Genomic DNA, 14043 nt, shown 5'->3' with positions numbered 1-14043 from the left:
CGGCGGTTCGCGATGCGGCGCCGAGGCGATGCTCGGTCTGCCGGCCGGCGACCCCGCCGAAGCACCGCGCTCGATCTCGTACGCCGCTCCTTGCCCCGACATCATCGACGGTACTGATCGGGGCTGGGTGTCGTGACTGGCAGCCCGGACGGAGCCGTCTCGTGCATCGAGGCAAGGACAGCGGCGCTGGGATGCGGCGGGCGCCCCACGTCCACGGCGACGTCACTCTCCGCAGAGGAGGTGCTGGCGGAAGCACGTCGCGCCGACCGGTGAGAGGTCGTCAGCGGTGGGTACGGCTGCGCGGTGGCGTACTCGGCCTGTCCGGGTGTGCGGCTTCGCTGTCGTCTGCACGTGTGCCTCCGACAGCTGACATGCAGATCCAACCTTGAGCACCTGAAGAAGAGAGAAGATGATGGAGACCATCGTCGTCGGCGCGGGTATCGCCGGCATCACCGCAGCTCGGCTGCTCCACGCCGCAGGACGACGTGTGGTCGTGCTTGAGGCGCGAGACCGTATCGGCGGGCGGATCTGGACGGACCGCACGGCAGGGTTCTCCGTCGACCGTGGCGCCTCATGGATCCACGGCCTCACCGGCAACCCGCTCACGGGCCTTGTCACCGCGCTCGGCATGGAGACACGCGAGTTCACCGTGGGGAGCTTCCAGGCCGGCGGGCGGCCGATCGCCGACCACGACGAATCGCGGCGTCTGCTGGACGACGACGCGACACGGAGGTGGACCGTCGACGTCGACACGGCAGATGGCCTTTTCCAACTGACCGTCGCAGCGTCCGGCCCGGACGAGAGTTACGCCACCGCGGCCGAGCGCACCCTTGCCGCGACCGGATGGGAACCCGAACGCGCCGAGAGGGTGCGCGCGTTCTATCGGCATCGCACGGAGGAGCAGTGCGGCGCGGAGATCGAACAGGTCGCCGCTCACGCCCTTGACGAAGACGCCATCGAAGGTGACGAAGTGATCTTCCCGGGTGGCTACGACGTGCTTCCCCGGGCCCTCGCGGAAGGCCTCGACGTGCGTTCGGGAATGACCGTGACCGCCATCACCAGGTCGGCTACGGGAGTGCGGGTCGACACGGAGGACGAGTCGTTCGACGCCGCCCATGTGATCGTCACAGTGCCGTTGGGCGTGCTCAAAGCAGGGGCGATCGATTTCACGCCCGCTCTGCCCGACGCCGTTGCGGGACCGATCGCCCGACTCGGAATGGGCGTGTTCAACAAGGTCTTCCTTCAGTTTCCGGACCGGTTCTGGCAGGACGACGTCTACGCGATCCGGCAGCACGGCCGGGCCGGCGTCCCCTGGCACTCCTGGTACGACGTCTCCGTGGTGAGCGGCAAGCCGATGCTGCTGACCTTCGCCGGCGGCGCTTGGGGGCGGGAGATCGAGCAGAAGACCGACGAAGAGGTGGTCGCGTCGGTACTCAGCTCCCTCCGTGGGCTCTACGGCGACTCCGTCCCCGGGCCCGTGGCGCACTGGGTCACGCGCTGGGGCACCGACCCTCTCGCCTTCGGCTCATACTCCTACGTCGCCGTCGGCTCCTCGCACGACGACCACGATGCGATGGCAGGACCCGTCGACGGCGTTCTCCACTTTGCGGGAGAAGCGACCTGGGGGCGCGATCCGGCTACTGTCCACGGCGCGCTCCGGTCAGGGCATCGCACGGCCGAGCGGATCCTCGGTTCGCCGATCTCCCTGGCCGAGCTCACACGGGGCGTGAACCCTTCGGGGTGACGCAGCCGATCCAGCGGTAGGACCCACCATCGCGAGCACAGGCCCTGGGGTACGACGTCCCGTCAAGTCTTCGTGCCCGGAGCGGACAGCCGAGGCCCGTGACCGCGGGCACGCTCGCCACCCTCGGCGCACAGGTCTGTCCCCTCCCCGGCCTGGGCTTCGGCACTTGACGGGAGGCAGGACCGCCTTTGATTCCCGCGCATGGATGCATCATTGTGCTCGAAACAGCTGTACGGCTTGCCGTATATGCAAAGAGAGAGGTGCTTCGTGGACGACATCGACCAGGCGATCCTGCGGGAGCTACAGGTCGACGGCCGCATCCCCTACTCCGACCTCGGGCCGAAGGTGGGGCTGTCGCCCTCGGCCGCGAGGCTACGGCTGCAGCGGCTGGTCGACAGCAAGGCGGTCCAGGTCGTCGGAGTGACCGATCCGATGACCATGGGGCAGCAGACCATGGCTCTCCTGGGTCTGCGCGTCGACGGCGATCCCCGGGCGGTCGCCGATGAACTGTCCCGGCACGACGAAGTCGTGTACACGGTTTTGACCGCAGGGAGTTTCGACCTGTTCGCCGAGGTGGTCTGCGGCCGGCCGCACGATCTCCTCGACTTCGTCAACGACGTCGTACGCGCCGTCGAGGACGTCGCTTCTGTGGAGAGCTTCCCCTACTTCGCGATTCACACCCACCGCTTCTTGTGGCACAGCGACTGAGCTTGTCGTCTAGGCACTGCCCGGCGGATCATGCGACTGTCGGATTGCTGGCTCGTCGTTCCAGGCATGGGGCCGGGTGATCTGACGAATGCCGAGTGGTACCGGTCGGAGCCGCACTTACCGGCGTCGGGGCAGCGTGACGGGCGGGCGAGCGATCACCGCCGGGTGATCAACGGGATCTTGTTCCGTGCGCGAACGGGCATACCGTGGCGGTACCCCCCGGAGCGTTTCGGCAGCTGGAAGACCGTCTATGAGGGGCACCGGCGCTGGTCGGCGGACGCACGTGAGACCGGATTCTGCGTGCCATCCAGGCGGACGCCGACCTCGCGGGCCGGATCGACTGGAGCATGGTCAGCGTCGATTCGACATCCTGCCGTGCCCATCAGCACGCGGGCCCTCGACCCCGAAGCGTCATCCGCCGGACAGCGCCTAACCCGTGCCCTCGAACGGGGTCTCGTACTTGTTTCCCTCACCTGGGGATTCATTGGACGTGAGGGTGGCCTCCGCCTGATTCTGCGCTCCGACCAAGGAGCGCACGTGAAACATGCGGGGGCCGCGCGTGACGAGTCTGCTGGGCGGCGCTGGAACCGCGGCCCGTTGACGCAGGTACCTCCGCATCCCACTATCACCACATGGTCACAATCGCCGGACCCGCACCCGTGATACCCGCCTTCATGCTCGCTGTCAGCGTTGTCTTCATCTGCCTTGGTGTCTTCTTCCTCTCCGCGCGCGATGCCGCCTGGGCCCGCGACCGGGTCGAGAGGCAGCGCGAGAGCCGGGTCGCGACGCATCCCGGTCCGTCGCCATGGACGTACGGCCGCGAAGCCCGGCTCACCCGCCTCCCCGCTCTCGTCTGGGTGGTCGCGGGCTCGGCCATCGCCGTCATCTGCGCCATCGTGCTCGCCCTCGGATGAGCTGCCCTTACCCAGGCGTGGAGCAGCACGCCAGCTGCGTGCCGGCCTGGAAGCAGCCAACTGCAAAAGATTGAACGACAAGTTGAGAAGGCCGACCGGCTCGGGGCCGCAGGGCGTCCACGGTGAACGGGGTCCGGTCGGTTGTCCTGCTGTCCCACGATTCCTCGTCGACCGCGTTGCCCTCCTGCGGATTCCCGGTGGTGGTCCCACTGCCCATCGGCCACAGCATCCTTACGAATTCGGCCCGCTGATCCCTGATCAACTGGTGCACCTGACCGGGCCATGGCCCGGTCAGGTGGCGACGCTACCGATGAGATTCCGAAGCCCACTCAGATCGGGTCGCCGGGCCGGATTTTTGGCGAGGCACGCCGCGGCGATCTCACCCACCACAGGAGGAAGCCCGGACGGATCGGCCTCGGTATACACGATGCTGTGAAGCACACTCTGGGGCGAGGGTCCCGCGAACGGGCTCGCGCCGGTACAGGCCATGACCAGCACGGAGCCGAGTGAAAAGATGTCGCTGGCGGGTGTGATCACATCTCCTGCGATCTGCTCGGGGACATGTAGGCAGGAGAGCCGACCGGCCACCCCGTCTGCGTCATCCTGGTGCTGCCTGTCGCGTCATCGGTGGCCAGTGAGATACCGAAATCGATCACACGGACACCCGCGTCGTTGCGAAGCGCCCACGGCCGTCACGGTCAAACGAGGTCGTCGCGGGTGTCGCCCACGACGACCACGATCCGATCGGCCTCCCCGGCATGCGCTTCTGATCCACAGACCGGGGTGAGCAGACAGTCGCCCGCAGGCGTCGGCTCCCATGCGTCCGGACCGGTCCGCAAGGACGTAGCCTGTCTCGGCCGTCGGCCCGGAATCCGGGTTCGTCGATGCCGTCGGACCCGCGAGCGGTATCGACGGCGGCGACGTGCTCTACCGGATCGTGAGCAGGGCGGCTAGCCTCCTTCCCTCCGCACGCCGATGAGCCAACAGGAAAGGACAACATGTCCATTCGTTCTCGGGTCGCAGCCGTCGCCACATCTGTCGCGCTGGCCAGTGCAGGGATGCTCGGCCTCGCGTCTCCTGCCTCGGCCGGCACCACGGCGCTCATCTGTCCGAGCTATCCGCAGTTCATCGACGGCAGCGGCGGTCACAAGGGGGCGAGGATCTCCTGCACCGGCGGAACGTCGTTCTTCCTCGCCATCAGGTGCGAGACGCTGGATGCCAGCAAGTACAGGTACTGGCACTACGGCAACTGGGCTGCCTCCGGCGGCACGTCAACGGTCTGGTGCGACCTCAACGCGAAGATCATCGCAACTGAGCCCCGCACGTCATGAGCTCTCCTCTGAAGGGTCCAGATACCGCGGGCTGACGGGTCGGCCGCAGCCACTCTTCGCGGCAGCGGCAGACCGAGGAAGGGGCGACCATGCAGCGATCGGGCACAGCCCCTACGCCACCGCTCCCCGCCGGTGCTGTGCTTCATCAGGATCGCATGCGCTATAGTCGATCTTGAAAGTTCGCGGCAACTCGCGGTGGCTGACACTGCGTTGGTGGTCCAAGGAAAGACGCCCCGCTTCCCGCGGGGAAATGCAGGTGCAAGGCCTGCCCAGCGCTCACTCACGAAGCCCTTCCCCCACCAGGGAAGGGCTTCGTCATGTCGCCCTGATGCAACCTCCGGAGAGCGTTGCCGACGAGGCTGGCGTGGATCGGCGCCTCGACATCGGTGAGGGGCTCCAGGAGGAAGGCGCGGTGCTCGGTGTACGGGCGACTTCGGCAGTCGCCGATCGCCGGGTCCGGGTGCTGCAGGAACCTCCCGGTGGACGTAGGAGGCCAGCACCTGGCCGCCAGGGCGCGGGCCCGGGTCACGGAACGCAGCCCGTAACTGCGCGGCCGCGAGAATCGGAGCAATTGTCAGTTCCTGTGAATCACTGCAGGGAGCCTCAAGTGGCCCGCAGCCATTGATCGAGGACTGTGAAGTCATTGCTGGTGAGGCCGCGGGACGACACGATGCGGTGGAGGAGGGCCGGGGTGGGGTGGTGGGTGGACACCCAGTCTCGGTCGGCGTCGGTGATCTCGTCGTCGACCCAGACGAACGGGCGTCCGTCCGCCCATGCCACCAGGGTTCGGGTCTTCCAGTGAAGCCCGAACCACTTGTCCTCGCGTTCATGCGCCTCGGAAGGTTCCGGCCAGGTCACGACCGGCAGGGGCGGCAGGCCGAGCCGCGGTGCCATGTCGGTGTTCGCCTCCTCCTCCCAGGTGGTGGCCCAAACCAGCTCGCACGGCAGTGCCGCGAGGCGAGGCCCGATGCGCGCGTCTAGCCGCGCCAGGTGCGAATCTGTCGCGGTGCTTGACGGTTCGCGCTGCGAGCCGTCGCCGAACGGCAGGAGAGGTCCGTCGACGTCCAGGAACAGCAGCGGGCGTTCCTTGCGCTCACTCATACCGCAGCCTCCTGCTCACGCTCGATCAGGACGCCGCGTTCGAAGCGGGCGCCGCTGCGGACGAGGGCGACGAGGTGGGGTGCGGTGATCGCGCGCCAGCGGGCCCGGGCGGACTCGGCGAGTTTGAACACACAAACCACCAGACAGCGACCGGCCTCGTCCCGCTCGCCCACCAACCCGGCTATGCGCAGGTCGACTTCGGCTTCCAGGGCCGCGGCGAGCATCCGACGGGCGCCCTCACGGACGATGTCGTCTGCCAGGGAGCCGCTCTGGGTGGTGCCGTCCTCGTTGACTGCTCCCGGCACGGGCGTGCCTTCCCGGCCCGCGCTGCAACGCGGGCCCACTCGATGACCAGAAGTCGATCACTCGGGAAGGTACGCCCTCCGCGGCCCGCGAGGTACCCCTCCCGAGTCCGATCCACAGGTCTTGAGCATTGCTCGCGAAATCGAGCCGGCCATCCCGTCAGGGCACCGCCCACCGTCCAGAACCGTGCCGGGGCGCAGAGCCACGCCGGTTACGGGCAGGTCCGTCCCGTGCTCGGTGACGACTCTGCCGTACCAGGCGTACAGCACGACGGTGTCGTCGGTACGGCGCAGCACGATTCTGTGACCGCCGTTCTCCAGACCTGGCGGTTTCTCATGAGACACCGTGATCGGACTGTGGGCCGGACACACACCCAGTTCTGAGGTGCAGGCCGTATGCGCCCTCGACCGGAACTGGTCCGTGGACATGCCGTAGGCGCCGCCGGACGGCTGTGCGACCGCTCACCGTGGCCCGTCGGACTCGGCGGCGCCCCCGAAGACGAGCTCGGCTCACGGTCCACGCCAGACGTTGGCGAAGGCCGCCTTCTCGATGGTCCGCCTCTGGCGTACGGCCTCCAGCTCCATCACCGCGTCGTGGACGGCAGCCACCACGGTCGTCACCGCCTCGTCGTCGAGGCCGGTCTCATCGTCGGACCGTTCGTCGTCGATGCCCACGACCGAGGCGAGGGCGGCCAGGACGGGCTCCTTCTCTTTCCAGCGGTCGGCTGCATGGCGGCGCGCGGCCGTATCGACCGGTTCCACTCGTTCCGAGCCGAAGGACAACCGGCCGCTTCGCTGTGGTTTCAGCTCACCGTTCTCCTCCAGCGCGGCCTGGTACGCGGCCGAGAGGTCTCGGCCCCGGCGCCACAGCCAGTCCTCGATCCGCTCGTAGGGTGCCTGCCGAGTGAGCCCTGCCGCAGCCTCGCTCATGAACCGATCGTCCAGTGTCGGCGGCACACCCGGCACGATGCGGTCGCCGTCCACGGCGACCGCTTCAGCGCCGATGAGATCGATCAGCTCGGCTCCCGCGAGTGCGAGGGACAGGTCGCCCTGTCCCACGGGGTGCCTCAGGTCCATGGCGGTGATGAACAAGTCTCTCGCCGTGGTCATGAACGGCTCCCCTCGGAAACATCGACAAAGGTGCGTCCCCACCGACCGTGCCCGCGTCCGAAGCCGGCCCGGCGACGGGGTGACTGTCACGACCAGTATCGCCCCGTCCGAGCGGCCGGAACCATTTCGCAAGGCGGCGCGAGTGGGGCGCAGCAGCAGCGAGTCGTTGCGGTTCGCGCCGGCCAGAACCCATCCCAACGGCAAGGCCTCCGCAGTCGACCAGTACCGAACGCTTCAGCCCGCCCTTGTCGCTTGGGCAGCAGTCCTGGAATGAACCCGATCCCGACGCAGACTGCTACCCCGGTCGCACCGCCCAGCTGGTCAGCCGCGCGCTGAACACCCGACGCGATCCCGGCTTCACCCTCGGTGATGCCGATGACTGCGACGTACTGCAGCCCCACGATGCCGAACCCCATCCCCGCCGCGATCAGGAGCATGGTCGGGACCATCGCACCTCCGCCTGCCTGCAGGGCCGAGACGAGCGCGATCGCGGCCATCGCGGCCGTGGTGAACCCGATGCCTGGAAGCACACACACGCGTGCTCCCCAGCGGCCCAAGAGACGCGGCGCCCAACAGGCCGGTGCCGGGCAGCACGCGCCGCCGCCCGATCAGGTCGCCCAGCCGGCCACCGAGCGTCAGCACCCCGCCACCGGTGACCGTGTACCCGACCACGACCCAGGTCAGGGCGACGAATGTGCGGCCCGGCCGCCTCACCAGCGGAACTCTGCTCGCAAAGAGCGGCGGTCCGTTGGAGTGCGAGGCGCCCCTGACGCCAGCGGGCACGCTGCACGCTGAGCCGGGCATCGGGGCGTCGGCCATTGACGATGGTCGGTGAGGGCGGGGCGAGGTGGCCGTGGGCGGTGTGGTGGGCGCGGGCGTGACGGATGAGCTGCTCTTTGGTCTGGTCGCGGGTACTCCCGGACCATGCCGGTCTCGCCGAGTGCGTCGATCCGTTCTGCGCGAGGCGTCCCGAAACCGGTGGGCGCCGCCGGGAAGCAGGACGGGTATGCGGGACGGTCCGTGTCGGGTGCGGCTCCTTGAAGGGACCGCGGGAATGTGTCACGGCGTACGGCGCCGCGCCAGCCGTTTGACCTGGTACGAACCGAACCCGGCGTGGGCGAGGGCAAGCAGCGTGACGGCCGCCAGCAGCACCGGCGTCGTCGTGACGTGGCCGAGGAGTGTGAGGACGTACGGAGTGAACATGCCGAGGTACGCCGCCGTCCAGAACCGGGCTGTCCAGCGGGCGAGTTGGTGGGGCGGGGCGAGGGCCGCGGTCCGGGTGAGGCCGTGGGCGAGGGCCAGTCCGTAGCCCGCGCCGAGAACGATCGCGGCGAGGAGGGCGAGGGGCTTGTTCCCCGTCGCGGCGGCGACTGCGGCGGTCGCCGTGCCGGCCGCGACGACCAGGAGGCCCGCGGTGGGCGTGGACCGGGCTCGCCGTGCGGTGAGCAGACCGGTGCCGGGGACGACGGCCGTCGCGACGCCCGTGAGGATCAGGCCGGTGTGGAGGGTGCTCGGCAGCGTGACGAAGCCGATGGTGGGGGCCGCAAAGACCCAGGGCGCCAGCGGCAGGACCGTACGCCGGAAGCGGCGGCCGGTGTGATCGTGGGCGGCTTCGGAGCTGTGGACCGGGACCGATCTGCCCGTCTCCGGTGCGGCCAGTGCGAGCCACCCCGCCACCGCCCCGAGGACGACGTGCGGGACGTACGCCGTCACCATCGGCCAGGGCGCCCACTGCGCGATGAGCGCCGCCACGAGGCCGCCCGTCGCGAAGCCCGCGGAGACGAACAGGCCGGAGCGGCGCGGCGAGTCGGAGAGTTCCTTGATCCAGGCGCTGCCCGCGGCCAGCAGCGCGCCCGCGCTGACACCGGTCAGGAAGCGGCCGGGCAGCAGCAACCAGGCACCGCCCCACGCGCCGCCCGCCATCAGGAGCAAGGTGGAAAGGACGTTGAGGGCGAGGGCCGTGAGCGCCACCCGGCGCCGTCCTCTGCGGTCCGCGAGCGGGCCCGCGACCAGCAGGGCCGGGATCAGGCCGACGACGTACACCGCGAACAGACCGGTCACCGTGGACTCGGTGAGGCCGAGGTGGCTGCGGTAGGCGCCGAGCAGGGCCGAGAACTGGTTGGCGCTCCAGCCGGAGGCCAGCATGATCCATGCGGCGCGGGCGCCCCGGGTGCCGGTGGCCGCGGGAACGGCGGCGACGGGGGCGGTGACAGGGGGTGTGGTCATGCTTCCATTCGTACGTGCCCGACCGTTCGGCCCGCGCCGTACATTCACGATTCGTGAACGGCCCGCGCCGCCTGCCCGGCTCCCCGTCTACCCTGGTCGTATGGCGCTTGACCTGCGACTGCTGTCGTCGTTCCTGGCGGTCGTCGAGGAGGGACACTTCGGGCGGGCCGCAGCGCGGCTCTTCCTGTCTCCGCCCGCCGTCACCCAGCACGTACGCCGCCTGGAGAGCCAGGTCGGCGCGCGGCTCCTCGACCGGTCCGGCTCCCCCGTCGTACCGACGCCCGCCGGGGTGCGGCTCGCCGGACACGCGCGCACCCTCCTCGATGCCGCGAATGCCGCACTCGACGACCTGACGGACGTCACACAGGGGACTGACAGCGGGCGGCCACTGCGGGTGGGAATCATGGGTCACGGTTCGGCGGAGCTGACGCCCGCGGCCATCAACGCCTACCGGCGGGCCCGGCCCGAGGTGCGGGTGGAGATCCGGCAGCTTGACTTCACAGAGCATGTGACCGCGCTGGTGGAGGACCGGGTGGACGTGGCTTTCGTGCGGCCGGGCCCGGACGACGAGCGACTCGTCGCGGACGTCCTCACCACCGAGCAGCGGATCGTCGTCGTGCACGAACGGTCGCCACTGGCCGACGCCCGGTCGTCCGGGGTCGGCGTAGCGGACCTCGCCGAGCTCCCACTGTTCAGCGTCCCGGGGCACACCCCGCACTCGTTCACCGAGTATCTGTACTTCGACGACCGCGCCCAGCGCCGCAGCTCCGAGTTCGCCGTCACCCCGCAGGAAGTGCTGACCGGCGTGGTCACCGGGCGGTCCGCAGGCTCTGGCCTGCGCTCATTCGCGCGGTACTACGCGTGGCCGGGCGCCGTCTTCGTACCCGTCCTCGATGCGCGGTGGGAGAGCAGCCATCTCGCGGTGCGGGCCGGTGACGACAACCCGGAGGTGCGAATCTTCCGGGCGCTCGCGGTTGCCCTCGCGAAGGACATGGGCCCCGGGATCAATTCCCGTCCGCTGGGCTCCGATTGACGAGCACGTCGTCCAGGAAACCGGTCATGTCAAATGCGTCACTCGGCGCTGCCGGTGCCGCGGTCGGCGTTCTTGGCGGTCAGGACGTCGTACTTGCCGCCGGCCTTCTTCTGGTCTGCGGTGGCGTGACCGTTGGTGTCCAGGTAGCTGCCGGCCGAGTACAGGTTCCGCAGGGTGGTCAGATCCCCGCCGGCCACCGGCGTGCCGGTGGCCTTGCCCTCGGCGGACGCGATCTCCCACGTCCCCGTCCCGGTGCCACGGGCCGGGCTGTCCGCGGTGGACACCCCGTAGACGGCGCTGTTCGCGGAACTCGCGTCGTTCGTGTCGAGATAGCCGCCGCCCCCGGTGCCGTATCCGTTCTGCAGGTGGACACGTTCGCCGTACTTCAGTGCTTCAGCCATGAGAGAGCTCTTCCACCCTGATGGGGTGGGTGTGCCGAGCCGCCCGCGAGGCGAGCGACCCGACTGATCATCCGCACCCCGACGTCCCGGCCGTTGGGCATCCCCCCACCGATGCACCCGATCGAGTGGCACAGCCCCTCAGCCCGTGTCCGGAAATGTGCACTGACCAGGCCGAAAAGCCGCATGCCCCGTCCAGAACCACGCCCAGACCCGTGGGACGCCCCGGAGGAGGTCTGCGGTGCGTCGCCTCGGTGTCACATACGCACGTACTCCTCGGTGTCCTCGGCGAAGTCCTCCAGTGCCTGGTCGGTGAGTGTGGGACGGGTCTGCGCGATGGCCTGGAGGTAGTCCTCCGTGCTGGCCGGGGCACCCTGTCCCTGGGCTACTTCGCGTTCGAAGGCGATCTGGGCGCCCTTGCGGGCGGCGAACTCGATATCGGCCGGTGTGAACATTTCGCTCGCCTCCACCAGGCGGTGGAGATCGACATGGCCGGTGGCTGGCCCGAGGTATCGCCGCCAGACCGCTGAGCGGGCCTCCGGATCCGGCGGGCCGACAGGGATGACGTAGTCGAAACGGCCGGGGCGGAGGAACGCCGGGTCGAGGGAGCGCACGGAGTTCGTGGCACAGATCAGGAGGCGGCCGTCGTGGTCACGGAAGCCCGGGATCAGCTTGAGCAGTTCGTTGGTGACGCCATGACTGGGATCGGCAGCCGTACCGGAGCGGACAGAGGCGATCTCCTCGACCTCGTCGATGAAGAGCACCACCGTCTCCAGCTCGGCCAGCTCGCCGAACGCCTCCCGCAGCGAGGCCGCCAGTCCTCCCTCCCCGGTCGAGGCAAGCCGGGAGGGGAAGAGTTCCACGAACGGCCACTGCAGCCGCGAGGCGACCGCCCGGGCGAAGCTGGTCTTGCCGGTGCCCGGCGGCCCGAAAAGGATGACCGCCTTCGGCGGCCTCACCCCGTACTGTTCGGCCAGCTCGGGCCGGGCCAGCGGCAGCACGATCCGCCGCTCGATGGATTCCTTCGCCGCTCCCATTCCCGCAAGGCTGTCCCACAGCCCCCCGGGAAGCATCCGTCCCCCCAACTCTGCGAGCAGGCCCGCATCGCTCGCACCGAGGTGCTCGACCTTCTCGTAGAGGACGAGCCCGGCCCGGGAACGGTAGCCGGAGTTCTCCAGCGCGGCGCTTCCCGTCGCCCCCGGCGTCAGGAGTGCCCCGATCCGGCGGACGCCCTGCGCCCGCAGGCGGCGCTCAAGCTCGGCGACCAGGGAACTCCCGATACCGCGGTTGCGCCACGTCCCGGCAAGGGCGACCAGGGTGATCCAGCCCCTCTCGCCGCACGCCTGCGCCACGGCCACGCCCACCAGCTCGCCCCCGACCACCGCCACCACGGCCGGCCCTGCGGACCTGGCCGCAGTCACGACCTCCGATACAGGGAAAACGGCAGGCGCCTCGTCCACCTGCTGGTTCTGGTCCCAGATCTGGATGGCACGGTCCAGATCATCGTCGTGGAAGTCCCGCAATCGCCACGCCGGCATCGCCGCCACCTTCGCGAACGGGGGCCAGCACCGCTCCCCGGGATGGGCGTGGTGCTCCCCGGCCATGAACCCTTTGCTCCATTCTCCGCATGCACGCCGCCCGGGCGCACATCGAATGGACCCCTCGCGGGCGCTGCCCCACGCGGAAGCCGGGGCGGGACCGGCGGGTTTCCCCTCGGGCAGTGAATCGTCGAGCAGCGCCGTGTCTGCGGGGCCGGGGTGCTGGAAGCCGGGCGGGTGGCCGAGCTGGAGCGGCTCGGAATGGTGTGATCCGAGCAGGAGGCGACGGGGGCGGACGGGGTCGCCGTTGCTACGGAGTACGCCGCCGCCCACGGCCACTCCCTCCCCTCGACCGCAGTCCGGGACGGGCTTCCCATCGGGGTGTGGGCAAAGAACGCCCGGGCCGCGGCCCGTAGGACACGGGAGAAGGAGGAGCTGCCCCCGGCCGAACCCGACATGAGCGAGGAGCTCCAGAAGGAGGGCGCGGCGCTCGGTGTACGGGCGGCTTCGGCACTACCTGTCGCAACTCACCCTGTCTCTCTGGAAGAACAAGGCGCGAGAGGGCGTCTTCGCTTCGAATGCCCTCGTATACATCAATTCTTGAAGTGGTGCGTCAGGACATGCCTACGCGGCCCGCTTGCCGTCCCTCGTTCACGTCCTGGCTCCAGCCGGTCCTGGTCGAGGTGCTGGGAGTCGTTCCTGGGACAGCGGAAGCCAGTCTCCGGCGCCCTCTTTCGAGGGAAAGATCACCACTCTGTCCGCACCGTCCCGGATGGTGCGGACATACTTCCGATCATGAAGATCTGGAAGAGGGCAGCCGTGGGCATTGCGGCATGGTCCCTTGTGGCTGCGCCCAGCCTGCTCGCTTCGACTCAGGCGACCCATCCGGCCGCGATGGCCCACACCTCCTCTCGAACCACTTTGCTGGACGTATTCGTGCCGCCCGTAACCTCTCCCACCGCGGAGTCGGTCTGGATGGTCGGCCAGGCGGTTGAGGTCACCTGGGACACTGCCGACCCGCCACAGCACATCACCAACCCCAAGGGCGCGATCTACTTGAGGAAAGGCGACAGGACTGGCCCCATGCTTGATGAGGGCTTCAGCATCCTGAAGGGAAGGCAGGAAGTGGTCGTGCCGGACGTTCCTCCTGGGAACGACTACAGGATCGTCCTCTTCGGCGATTCCGGTAACTTCTCCGCCCCGTTCACGATCACGGAAGCGCCGACCGACTCCTAACCAGCTGATGCACGGTTGGCGTGAGACGTCGAGACCTTGATGGCCGATCATGGTCGGGTGGCAGGGAACGCGGCTCGCACAGTGATCACGAGTAACCGGCGGATCACGAGTCCGAGGCCGGAGTGATAGCCGAACTCGCTTGCGACGTAGGCCCGTTGCGGCAAAAAATCACCAGACCAGGCTTGCCTCCCGACCACGGAAGCGGGCCATCGGCGCTGGCGCAGACCACGGGCTGGTGTTCGTCGACCGGCTACTGGCTACTCTCGTCCATCTTTGCCATGGGACAACTCACGACGTGCTGGCCTGCTGCTTCGGCGTGGACCGCTCCACCATCACCCGGGCCATCACCGAGGTGCGGACCTTGCTCGCCGAATGAGGCTGCACCGTCAGCCCCGACCTGCG

General features: G+C 69.0%; 13 protein-coding genes and 3 pseudogenes. 8 read left to right on the top strand and 8 right to left on the bottom strand.

Annotation, left to right across the window (positions count from 1 at the left end; all coding sequences use genetic code 11):
• The first annotated feature begins 409 nt into the window (after window positions 1-409).
• The 4 genes and pseudogenes from ACWCPY_RS27450 (at window position 410) to ACWCPY_RS27435 (ending at window position 3366) form a co-directional block, all read left to right on the top strand.
• A complete protein-coding gene (locus ACWCPY_RS27450; RefSeq protein ID WP_451269298.1) occupies window positions 410-1744 on the top strand; it encodes a flavin monoamine oxidase family protein in 1335 nt (444 codons plus the stop codon).
• A gap of 267 nt (window positions 1745-2011) precedes the next feature.
• Window positions 2012-2452 (top strand): Lrp/AsnC family transcriptional regulator, encoded by a 441-nt coding sequence (locus ACWCPY_RS27445; protein ID WP_451269296.1) that lies wholly within the window; start codon window positions 2012-2014, stop codon window positions 2450-2452.
• 66 nt (window positions 2453-2518) lie between these two features.
• Window positions 2519-2844: pseudogene (locus ACWCPY_RS27440) on the top strand (transposase); the annotation flags it as partial.
• Window positions 2845-3084: 240 nt separating this feature from the next.
• Window positions 3085-3366, top strand: coding sequence for a hypothetical protein (locus ACWCPY_RS27435; protein ID WP_451269294.1), 282 nt, complete (start codon window positions 3085-3087; stop codon window positions 3364-3366).
• Between the two features lie 291 nt (window positions 3367-3657).
• Here the strand turns inward: ACWCPY_RS27435 and ACWCPY_RS27430 are convergent, their stop codons facing one another.
• The gene (locus ACWCPY_RS27430) at window positions 3658-3954 is read right to left on the bottom strand and encodes a protein kinase (protein WP_451269292.1); all 297 of its coding nucleotides are present in this window, start codon (window positions 3952-3954) and stop codon (window positions 3658-3660) included.
• A 410-nt stretch (window positions 3955-4364) separates the two neighbouring features.
• Here ACWCPY_RS27430 and ACWCPY_RS27425 point away from each other — a divergent pair, with 410 nt between their 5' ends.
• On the top strand, window positions 4365-4697 hold the full coding sequence (locus ACWCPY_RS27425) for a hypothetical protein (protein ID WP_451269290.1): 333 nt from the start codon (window positions 4365-4367) through the stop codon (window positions 4695-4697).
• A gap of 603 nt (window positions 4698-5300) precedes the next feature.
• On the opposite strand, the gene ACWCPY_RS27420 is transcribed toward ACWCPY_RS27425, so the two are convergent.
• From ACWCPY_RS27420 to ACWCPY_RS27400, 5 genes and pseudogenes are all read right to left on the bottom strand, one after another.
• Entirely contained in the window at window positions 5301-5798 is a 498-nt protein-coding gene (locus ACWCPY_RS27420) for an HAD domain-containing protein (RefSeq protein WP_451269288.1), read from the bottom strand.
• A 134-nt stretch (window positions 5799-5932) separates the two neighbouring features.
• Window positions 5933-6103, bottom strand: a pseudogene (locus ACWCPY_RS27415) (IS256 family transposase); the annotation flags it as partial.
• 507 nt (window positions 6104-6610) lie between these two features.
• Window positions 6611-7210 (bottom strand): GOLPH3/VPS74 family protein, encoded by a 600-nt coding sequence (locus tag ACWCPY_RS27410; protein ID WP_451269286.1) that lies wholly within the window; start codon window positions 7208-7210, stop codon window positions 6611-6613.
• 260 nt (window positions 7211-7470) lie between these two features.
• Window positions 7471-7776 (bottom strand): annotated as a pseudogene (locus ACWCPY_RS27405) (MFS transporter); the annotation flags it as partial.
• Between the two features lie 493 nt (window positions 7777-8269).
• On the bottom strand, window positions 8270-9436 hold the full coding sequence (locus ACWCPY_RS27400) for an MFS transporter (RefSeq protein WP_451269284.1): 1167 nt from the start codon (window positions 9434-9436) through the stop codon (window positions 8270-8272).
• Window positions 9437-9536: 100 nt separating this feature from the next.
• Between ACWCPY_RS27400 and ACWCPY_RS27395 the strand changes: the two genes are divergently transcribed.
• On the top strand, window positions 9537-10469 hold the full coding sequence (locus tag ACWCPY_RS27395; RefSeq protein ID WP_451269282.1) for a LysR family transcriptional regulator: 933 nt from the start codon (window positions 9537-9539) through the stop codon (window positions 10467-10469).
• 38 nt (window positions 10470-10507) lie between these two features.
• Here ACWCPY_RS27395 and ACWCPY_RS27390 read toward each other — a convergent pair whose 3' ends face one another.
• Window positions 10508-10870, bottom strand: a complete 363-nt coding sequence (locus tag ACWCPY_RS27390; protein ID WP_451269280.1) for a hypothetical protein — start codon at window positions 10868-10870, stop codon at window positions 10508-10510.
• A 254-nt stretch (window positions 10871-11124) separates the two neighbouring features.
• Window positions 11125-12405, bottom strand: a complete 1281-nt coding sequence (locus ACWCPY_RS27385) for an ATP-binding protein (RefSeq protein ID WP_451269378.1) — start codon at window positions 12403-12405, stop codon at window positions 11125-11127.
• A 795-nt stretch (window positions 12406-13200) separates the two neighbouring features.
• Between ACWCPY_RS27385 and ACWCPY_RS27380 the strand changes: the two genes are divergently transcribed.
• Together ACWCPY_RS27380 and ACWCPY_RS27375 are read left to right on the top strand one after the other, a co-directional pair.
• Entirely contained in the window at window positions 13201-13641 is a 441-nt protein-coding gene (locus ACWCPY_RS27380) for a hypothetical protein (RefSeq protein WP_451269278.1), read from the top strand.
• 235 nt (window positions 13642-13876) lie between these two features.
• On the top strand, window positions 13877-14017 hold the full coding sequence (locus tag ACWCPY_RS27375) for a helix-turn-helix domain-containing protein (RefSeq protein ID WP_451269276.1): 141 nt from the start codon (window positions 13877-13879) through the stop codon (window positions 14015-14017).
• The last annotated feature ends 26 nt before the right edge of the window (window positions 14018-14043 follow it).

It is taken from the genome of Streptomyces sp. NPDC002403 (genome assembly GCF_053593015.1).
The sequence above is the reverse complement of the archived record's forward strand: the minus strand, read 5'-3'. Positions and strand labels throughout refer to the sequence as shown.

Coding starts and splice junctions, on each gene's coding strand:
- ACWCPY_RS27410 (WP_451269286.1), bottom strand. CDS start 7,210: ATGACCACGGCGAGAGACTTGTTCATCACCGCCATGGACCTGAGGCAC.
- ACWCPY_RS27450 (WP_451269298.1), top strand. CDS start 410: ATGATGGAGACCATCGTCGTCGGCGCGGGTATCGCCGGCATCACCGCA.
- ACWCPY_RS27390 (WP_451269280.1), bottom strand. CDS start 10,870: ATGGCTGAAGCACTGAAGTACGGCGAACGTGTCCACCTGCAGAACGGA.
- ACWCPY_RS27380 (WP_451269278.1), top strand. CDS start 13,201: ATGAAGATCTGGAAGAGGGCAGCCGTGGGCATTGCGGCATGGTCCCTT.
- ACWCPY_RS27435 (WP_451269294.1), top strand. CDS start 3,085: ATGGTCACAATCGCCGGACCCGCACCCGTGATACCCGCCTTCATGCTC.
- ACWCPY_RS27420 (WP_451269288.1), bottom strand. CDS start 5,798: ATGAGTGAGCGCAAGGAACGCCCGCTGCTGTTCCTGGACGTCGACGGA.
- ACWCPY_RS27385 (WP_451269378.1), bottom strand. CDS start 12,405: ATGCCGGCGTGGCGATTGCGGGACTTCCACGACGATGATCTGGACCGT.
- ACWCPY_RS27425 (WP_451269290.1), top strand. CDS start 4,365: ATGTCCATTCGTTCTCGGGTCGCAGCCGTCGCCACATCTGTCGCGCTG.
- ACWCPY_RS27400 (WP_451269284.1), bottom strand. CDS start 9,436: ATGACCACACCCCCTGTCACCGCCCCCGTCGCCGCCGTTCCCGCGGCC.
- ACWCPY_RS27395 (WP_451269282.1), top strand. CDS start 9,537: ATGGCGCTTGACCTGCGACTGCTGTCGTCGTTCCTGGCGGTCGTCGAG.